Here is a 5,018-nt window from a genome sequence, read left to right as displayed (position 1 = left end):
GTGCTGTCCCGGGCGGCGGGCGACAGCCGGACCGGCGCGGTACTGGCCCTCGGCGGCCTGGGTTACGCGGCGGTCGGCGGCCTGCTGGTCCTGGCCGGCGACCGGAAGCTGGCCGACCTGGCCGCCCCGCACGTGCTGCTGGCCGCGACCGCGGTGGTGCTCTTCGGCGCGGTCGCCGCGCTGGCCGTCGGCGACCGGCTGCCGCTCTTCTTCGGCGCGGTCGCGGTCGGCGCGGCCGTCGGTCTCGGTGCGGTGCTCTGCCTGGCCTTCGGCATCGGACCGGCGGCCGCGGCCGCGGTGGTCGCCACCGTGGCGTTCGCCGCCCTGCCGGCCCTGCCGATGATCGCGTACCGGCTGGCCCGGCTGCCCGTACCGTCGATCCCGACCGGCCCGGAGGACCTGAAGACCGACGCGGAGTCGGTCGACGGCCGGCAGGTGCTGCGCAACAGCGAGCGGGCCGACCAGTTCCTCACCGGTCTGCTGTGGACGGTCGCACTCCTGGTCGCGAGTGGGCAGACCGTCCTGGCCGAGAACGGCCGGCTACCGGCGGTGCTGCTCTGCCTCGTCCTGGCCCTGCTGTCGCTGCTGCGGGCGCGGCCGTTCATCGGCCGGGCGCAGCGCACGCCGGTGCTCTTCGCCGGCACCGTCGGCCTCGGGCTGACCGCCGCGGCCACGTTCGCCACGGGCTCGCTGCCGGTGCGGCTCGGCCTGATCCTCGGTGGGCTGCTGCTGGCGGCGGTGATCAGCCTCATCTACGGCCTCACCGTGGCCGGTAAGCGGATCTCGCCGCTCTGGGGCCGGACTCTCGACATCGTCGAGATCCTGCTGATCGTCTCGCTGGTGCCGCTCGCGCTCTGGGTGTGCGGCCTCTACGGCTGGATCGTCAACCTTCGACCGTGACCGTGCCCATCGCGGTGGCGACCGGCGCGGTGGCGTAGACGCCCGGGCCGTGCTGGCCGTCCAGCGGGCGGGCCGGCACGCCGGACCGCTTCGCCACGTCCCGGACCACCTTCACCAGCGCCTCCGCGTGGTCGTCCATGGCCGCCACCCGCAGCAGCGGGGGCACCCGGCGCCCGTTGGGCAGCACCACCGCGGCGACCGTGTGGGACGGGGCGGAGGTCGCGGTCACCGCGTCGACCAGGGCGCCGAGCGGCGCGTTCGGCCGTGGGCGCAGCGCCAGGCAGCGCTGGGTCCAGCCGCCGCCGCGCAGGCTGGTCCAGCTCTCCGCGGGCGCCTCCGGCGCCAGGTCCAGCCCGGCCGCGGAGACGACCGCGGCGTACAGCTCGTCCCGGCCGAGGACGCGGTGGCTGAGGCCGGCCGCGTTCAGCGCCTTGCCGAGCCGGCCGATGCCGGCGGCGACGGTACGGTGTACGCCGCGCAGGCCGCCGCCCCGGCTCACCGCCTCGGCGCGCGCGTCCGCCACCGACAGCCGCAGCGCCACCCAGACCGTCCGGTGCGCGGCCGGCGGGGCGCCGGGTGCCGGGTACCAGACCAGGGTGTGCGAGACCACCTGGGTCTGGGTGACCGGCCCGGCGAATTCGGCCAGCACGGCCAGCGCCCGATCCAGGATCGACGCCTCGACGGACCCGGCGGGTGCCCCGGGCCGACTGGTCAGCGCGACCGCGGCGAACCAGCCCCGGTCGTCCTGGCCGATGCCGAGCCGGGTGCCGCGATCGGTGAGCTCGACGACGGTCAGTTCGGGGGCGAGCGCGACCAGCCGGGGATCGCCGGTGGGCACCGCGGCCCGGGCCTGCTCCCGGCGGCGGCGCAACCGGCGGCGGAGCATCAGGTCCTCGTACCACCACCGGCCACCGCGCCGGGCGAACGCGGCGAGCACGGACAGCCCGGCGAGCGCGCCGACCACACCGAGCACCCAGCCGGGGTCGGTGGTCGCCGCCCAGAGGGCGAGCCCGGCGCACTCCACCACGACGAGCTGCCCGACGACGACCGGTCCGAGCCGCCCCCGTCGACGCCGGTCGGCCGGGGTCACCGGCCGATCGTCGGGCCCGACGTGGGCGGTGGCCGTAGGACCGGGTGGCGCCTGGACCTGCGTCATCGGTGAGCGTCCCTTCTGGACATCCTGGCATCCGCCGGATCGGAGCGTCGCGGGTGGACGGGCGGGGTCCCGGTGAACCGCCGACGGCCCCTTATCGTAGGGAAGCCCGCGGCGAAGCTAGGACCTGAGCGTCGCGGACCCACCCCGCCGGAGGTTAGTCATGCGGACCCGCCGCGATCAGGTGCAGGCGTACCGGTTCGTCACCCGCCGCATCGTCTCGGCGCTGCTGTCCGGCGACCCGGAGACCAACGACCTGCCGATGCGGCGGCTCGGCATGGCGATCTTCGGCAGCGTGCTTGCCGCGGCGATCGTGCTCGGCGGCGCCGGCGCGTACGGCCAGCTCACCGGCAACGCCGCGCCGCTGGAGGCGAACACGCTGGTGATCGAGCGGGAGACCGGGGCGACCTACGTCTACGCGGACGGGCTGCTGCACCCCACGCTCAACTACGCCTCCGCCCGGCTGATCCTCAACGAGGCGGAACCCGCGATACGCACCATGTCGCAGGCGTCCATCAAGGACCGACCGCGCGGTCGTACCGTCGGCATCGTCGGCGCCCCCGACGACCTGCCGGACCGGAAGTCGCTGGTCGGCCTGCCCTGGTCGGTCTGCGACGTACCCGACCCGGCCGATCCAAGACGCTCCGCCACCCACCTGGTGATCGACCGCCCGCTGTCCGGCGGCACCCCGCTCACCGACGGGGCCGTCCTGGTCCAGGTCGACGGCGCGCGGTATCTGCTGACCGGCAACGTGCGGCACCGCATCGTCGGCGACCAGCAGGCGCTCGTCGCACTCAAGATGGCCGGCGCGACGACCCTCACCGTGGGGCAGCAACTGCTCAACGCGGTGCCGGCCGGGCCGCCGCTGCGGGAGCCGCGCCTCGACGGGTACCGGCAGCTCAGCGGCGTGACCGTGGCGGACCGCCCGGCGCGCATCGGCGACGTCTTCCGGGCCGCCGGTCAGCACTACGTGATGACCCGGCAGGGCCTCGCCTCGATCGGCGAGATCACCGCCCTGCTGCTGCTCGGTGACGGCGGCGAGATCATCGACATCACCCCGGACCAGGCCGGCCAGATCCTGACGGACCAGCGGCTGGACGAGGGGACGCCGCAGAAGCTGCCCACCCTGCACGAGGTGCGGACCGGCCAGACCGTGATCTGCGCCACCTACCGGGCCACCGCACCGAACGGCCCGCTCACCACCACTCTGGAGGTCTTCGACCGGGCGCCGGCGGAGCTGACCGCCGACGCCGGGGTTCCGGTACGCCAGGACGCCCGGGACGCGGTCCGCACGGCCGAGAGTGTGCTGCTTCCCGGCGGAAAGGGCGCCCTGGTCCAAGCGGCGGTCGGGGCGGGCGAGGGTGGTGCCGCCGCGCCCGGGTCGACGGTCTACCTGGTCAGCGCCCAGGGCGTCCGGTATGCCCTGGGCACCCGGTCGGGGGACGCGCTGACCGCCCTCGGGTACGGCGGGGTGACCCCGCTCGCCGTGCCGGCGTCCCTGCTGGCGCTCATCCCGACCGGCCCGGCCCTCGAGCGGGAGGACGCGCTGGCCTACTTCGACCCGGAGACCGGCGGTGGCACCCCGGCTCCCGCCGAGCCGACCGGGGCGGAATCTCCGGCGGCGGAGGAGTCCCCGCAGGCGACGGCCCAGGGCGGCTGAACCGGGCCGTCCCATGTGGACGCGCGTCGGGTTCCCGACTGACGGTCCGAGGGTCGCCCGGGGTGGTTCCGGTCGACTAACCTGAGTCCTGCCAACGGTTATCGACGATGACAACGGGGATGCAGCCATGACCGGGCGCACGACAGTCGACGTACTGTCCTTGGAGGACTTTCACCGGCGGTTGGCGGGTCGTCTGACCGAGGCCGAGTCGGTGCTGAAGAAGCTCAACACCGAGATGCAGTGCCGGCCACCGGCGCTCGGCACGTTCGCCCACGCCACCGAGAACGCGCGTCGGTACACCGAAAGCCACGCGAGCTACGCCGAGCAGGCCGAGCGGCTGCGCAAGGCGATCGTGGCCGCCCAGGAGGCGACCAGCACGATCATGGCCAACTACCGGACCACCGAGGCGCGCAACGCGGCGAACGCCGCCGACATCATCGCCGCCCTCACCGGTGTGGACGAGGCGCTGCGGCCGGCGAAGGGGGATCCGCGTGTCTGAGTACACCCAGCGCTACCAGCACGTCAGCCACCGGGAGCTCTACGACGGCGTCAACGCCGGCGACCCGAAGCAGATCGACGGGCTGAGCGCGCAGTGGAGCTCCCTCAAGGACACGCTGGAGGGCCTCGGCCGCGACCTCCGCGTCGACCTGGACGCCCTCGCCAAGACCTGGACGGGGGACGCCGCCCGCGAGTTCCAGCGCCGGCTGAACCTGGTGGTCGGCTACTCCGGCGACCTCGCCGAGGGGATGACCGACGTCCGTCAGGCGCTCTCGATGATGGCGGACGAGCTGCGCGCCGCCCAGGCAAAGGCGGAGAGCCCCGCCGAGACGGACGACAACGACAAGCTGCTCGCCGGGGCGGGCAAGGGCCTGCTCGTGGGCGGGCTGCCGGGCGCGGTGGTCGGCGGCTTCCTCGGCCACGAGCAGGACAAGGAGGAGCAGGAGAAGGCCCACCAGCGGATGGTCCAGGTCGTGGCCGAGCTGGCGGAGGGTTACGACTTCTCCGCGTACGGCCGGGTGGTCACCGCCCCGACGCCAGATCCGGACCTGCCGGGCAACCTCGACCGGTCGGGCTCGACGCCGAGCGGCGGCCCGTCGGTGGGCGCCCCGTCGACCGCCCCGGCCTCCGGCACGTTCACCCGGACCGCCGGCGCCACGGCGACCACGTCCGGCGTCCACCACTCGGGCCCGACCAGTGGTTCGGTGAGCGACGGCACGACCGGTCCCGGCGACCGGAGCAGCGGCCCGGGCGGGCTGGCCGGTGCGGTCGACCCGGACGCGGGCACCTCGCTCGCCGGGGCCGCCC

The 5,018-nt window shown here is 74.9% G+C and carries 5 protein-coding genes; 4 read left to right on the top strand and 1 reads right to left on the bottom strand.

What is annotated here, in order from left to right:
• Positions 1-900, top strand: a 900-nt coding sequence (gene eccD, locus DKL51_RS01055; RefSeq protein ID WP_124811623.1) for a type VII secretion integral membrane protein EccD, incomplete at its 5' end; no start/stop codon positions are given.
• Here the strand turns inward: eccD and DKL51_RS01050 are convergent.
• Entirely contained in the window at positions 884-1,990 is a 1,107-nt protein-coding gene (locus DKL51_RS01050; RefSeq protein ID WP_243422490.1) for a type VII secretion protein EccE, read from the bottom strand. The two genes, eccD and DKL51_RS01050, sit on opposite strands and share 17 nt — an antisense overlap.
• A 226-nt stretch (positions 1,991-2,216) precedes the next feature.
• On the opposite strand from DKL51_RS01050, the gene eccB reads away from it, so the two are divergent.
• The 3 genes from eccB to DKL51_RS01035 all read left to right on the top strand — a co-directional run.
• On the top strand, positions 2,217-3,713 hold the full coding sequence (eccB, locus tag DKL51_RS01045; protein ID WP_109945938.1) for a type VII secretion protein EccB: 1,497 nt from the start codon (positions 2,217-2,219) through the stop codon (positions 3,711-3,713).
• Between the two features lie 127 nt (positions 3,714-3,840).
• Entirely contained in the window at positions 3,841-4,212 is a 372-nt protein-coding gene (locus DKL51_RS01040; RefSeq protein ID WP_109945937.1) for a hypothetical protein, read from the top strand.
• Positions 4,205-5,018, top strand: an 814-nt coding sequence (locus DKL51_RS01035) for a WXG100 family type VII secretion target (protein ID WP_148097695.1), incomplete at its 3' end; no start/stop codon positions are given. The genes DKL51_RS01040 and DKL51_RS01035, both read left to right, overlap by 8 nt.

This window comes from Micromonospora globispora (assembly GCF_003857015.1).
Taxonomy (GTDB): Bacteria; Actinomycetota; Actinomycetes; order Mycobacteriales; family Micromonosporaceae; genus Micromonospora; species Micromonospora globispora.
The sequence above is the reverse complement of the archived record's forward strand: the minus strand, read 5'-3'. Positions and strand labels throughout refer to the sequence as shown.

Excerpts from the sequence above, each read along its gene's own strand:
- eccB (WP_109945938.1), top strand. The coding sequence starts at position 2,217 with ATGCGGACCCGCCGCGATCAGGTGCAGGCGTACCGGTTCGTCACCCGC.
- DKL51_RS01040 (WP_109945937.1), top strand. The coding sequence starts at position 3,841 with ATGACCGGGCGCACGACAGTCGACGTACTGTCCTTGGAGGACTTTCAC.